The sequence below is a fragment of the Sinorhizobium sp. P24N7 genome, from assembly GCF_042436655.1.
In the GTDB taxonomy this organism is placed as follows: Bacteria; Pseudomonadota; Alphaproteobacteria; order Rhizobiales; family Rhizobiaceae; genus Sinorhizobium; species Sinorhizobium meliloti_A.
Genome location: NZ_JBHMIW010000084.1, coordinates 1 through 665, shown reverse-complemented (window position 1 = coordinate 665; position 665 = coordinate 1). Strand labels below are relative to the sequence as shown.

Sequence of the window (665 nt, the reverse complement as noted above, 5' to 3'; positions counted from 1 at the left end):
GTCCCATGGTAGCGGCCGAAAGGAGACGGGCGGTCATGCCTGCCTGGGTGCCGGAGCAGGCCACCACACAGCGGACAGGTGATGCGCCAGCCGAGAAGCTGGCTTCGAAGAGTGGGCCCCGGTTCATGGTCACTCGGATTGCAGGCTGAGCAGGACTGTAGCGGTCTGACTGCAATCAGGCGTCGCGACGACGGCGCGATATTGGCAAAGGTCATCTGCCGCACGGTGGCCGGTTCGGTCGAGAAGATGCCGGCGAGGCGGGTGACCTGAGTAGCGGTCAGATTGCGATCGGCCGAGCGCAAAGACGACACCTCGGGAAGACAATGCCGCAGCATACCAAGTGGCGGGATCGCATAGAAGGAAGCATGCCGGCTGATCCACGACGACAAGAGCTCGTCGGCGTCGGGCGCCAAGATTACCGGCAATTGCCGCGAGGATGTTTCGGCGTCATGCGAAGGCTGCCTCGGCATCAAACTCCGGCTCCCACTTCTCTATGGCTTCGTCGGTTATCTGTTCGCGCCCGCTTTCGCTGGCCTCAATGGCGAGCGCGTTGATGATGTGGAAGATGTTGGCGGTGATACCCTCGGTGATCTGCAATATCCGGCGCAGCGATTTCGCAGTTAACACGGACGGCTGACGCAACGGCGTGTTGCGCAAGATTGAAG

The 665-nt window shown here is 61.5% G+C and carries 1 protein-coding gene and 1 pseudogene; both read right to left on the bottom strand.

Annotated elements, in window-relative coordinates:
- Positions 1-413 (bottom strand): TniQ family protein (locus ACFHWW_RS34020; RefSeq protein ID WP_379943771.1); only part of this gene is annotated, 413 nt, incomplete at its 3' end.
- A 34-nt stretch (positions 414-447) separates the two neighbouring features.
- Positions 448-665, bottom strand: a pseudogene (locus tag ACFHWW_RS34015) (NTP-binding protein); the annotation flags it as partial.